The organism is Bacillus cereus group sp. MYBK227-1, assembly GCF_051916325.1.
Classification (GTDB): Bacteria; Bacillota; Bacilli; order Bacillales; family Bacillaceae_G; genus Bacillus_A; species Bacillus_A cereus.
This window is the reverse complement of sequence record NZ_JBQAGK010000026.1, coordinates 1-2040: the sequence shown is the minus strand read 5'-3', so window position 1 is coordinate 2040 and position 2040 is coordinate 1. Positions and strand designations below refer to the sequence as shown.

Here is a 2040-nt window from a genome sequence, read left to right as displayed (position 1 = left end):
CATATTATATGGTTAAGTCCTCGATCTATTAGTATTCGTCAGCTCCACATGTCACCATGCTTCCACCTCGAACCTATCAACCTGATCATCTTTCAGGGATCTTACTAGCTTACGCTATGGGAAATCTCATCTTGAGGGGGGCTTCATGCTTAGATGCTTTCAGCACTTATCCCTTCCGCACATAGCTACCCAGCTATGCCCTTGGCAGAACAACTGGTACACCAGCGGTGCGTCCATCCCGGTCCTCTCGTACTAAGGACAGCTCCTCTCAAATTTCCTACGCCCACGACGGATAGGGACCGAACTGTCTCACGACGTTCTGAACCCAGCTCGCGTACCGCTTTAATGGGCGAACAGCCCAACCCTTGGGACCGACTACAGCCCCAGGATGCGATGAGCCGACATCGAGGTGCCAAACCTCCCCGTCGATGTGGACTCTTGGGGGAGATAAGCCTGTTATCCCCGGGGTAGCTTTTATCCGTTGAGCGATGGCCCTTCCATGCGGAACCACCGGATCACTAAGCCCGACTTTCGTCCCTGCTCGACTTGTAGGTCTCGCAGTCAAGCTCCCTTATGCCTTTGCACTCTACGAATGATTTCCAACCATTCTGAGGGAACCTTTGGGCGCCTCCGTTACACTTTAGGAGGCGACCGCCCCAGTCAAACTGCCCACCTGACACTGTCTCCCGGGTCGATAAGACCCGTAGGTTAGAATTTCAATACAGTCAGGGCGGTATCCCACCAGCGCCTCCACCGAAGCTAGCGCTCCGGTTTCAATGGCTCCCGCCTATCCTGTACAAACTGTACCAAAATTCAATATCAGGCTACAGTAAAGCTCCACGGGGTCTTTCCGTCCTGTCGCGGGTAACCTGCATCTTCACAGGTACTATAATTTCACCGAGTCTCTGGTTGAGACAGTGCCCAAATCGTTACACCTTTCGTGCGGGTCGGAACTTACCCGACAAGGAATTTCGCTACCTTAGGACCGTTATAGTTACGGCCGCCGTTTACTGGGGCTTCAGTTCAGAGCTTCGCTTACGCTAACCCCTCTCCTTAACCTTCCAGCACCGGGCAGGTGTCACCCCCTATACTTCGCCTTACGGCTTCGCAGAGAGCTGTGTTTTTGCTAAACAGTCGCTTGGGCCTATTCACTGCGGCTTTCCGTTAAGAAAGCACCCCTTCTCCCGAAGTTACGGGGTCATTTTGCCGAGTTCCTTAACCAGAGTTCTCTCGCACACCTTAGGATTCTCTCCTCGCCTACCTGTGTCGGTTTGCGGTACAGGCACCTTTTATCTCGCTAGAAGCTTTTCTTGGCAGCGGGGAATCAAAGACTTCGCTCCATAAGGAGCTTCCCCATCACAGCTCAGCCTTTACGATAAGCGGATTTGCCTACTTATCAGCCTAACTGCTTGGACGTGCACAACCAATCGCACGCTTCTTCTATCCTTCTGCGTCCCTCCATTGCTCAAACGATAAAGAGGTGGTACAGGAATATCAACCTGTTGTCCATCGCCTACGCCTGTCGGCCTCGGCTTAGGTCCTGACTAACCCTGAGCGGACGAGCCTTCCTCAGGAAACCTTAGGCATTCGGTGGACGGGATTCTCACCCGTCTTTCGCTACTCATACCGGCATTCTCACTTCTAAGCACTCCACCAGTCCTTCCGGTCTGACTTCACTGTCCTTAGAACGCTCCCCTACCACTGATACCATTGGTATCAATCCGCAGCTTCGGTGGTGTATTTAGCCCCGGTACATTTTCGGCGCAGAGTCACTCGACTAGTGAGCTATTACGCACTCTTTAAATGGTGGCTGCTTCTAAGCCAACATCCTAGTTGTCTAAGCAACTCCACATCCTTTTCCACTTAATACACACTTTGGGACCTTAGCTGGCGGTCTGGGCTGTTTCCCTTTTGACTACGGATCTTATCACTCGCAGTCTGACTCCTAAGGATAAGTCATTGGCATTCGGAGTTTGACTGAATTCGGTAATCCGATGAGGACCCCTAGTCCAATCAGTGCTCTACCTCCAAGACTCTTAC

Annotated in this window: 1 rRNA gene; it reads right to left on the bottom strand. The window is 52.1% G+C overall.

Going from position 1 to position 2040, the window contains the following annotated elements:
* Nucleotides 1-8: 8 nt before the first annotated feature.
* Nucleotides 9-2040: ribosomal RNA gene (locus tag ACTFRM_RS31170) — 23S ribosomal RNA — on the bottom strand; the annotation flags it as partial.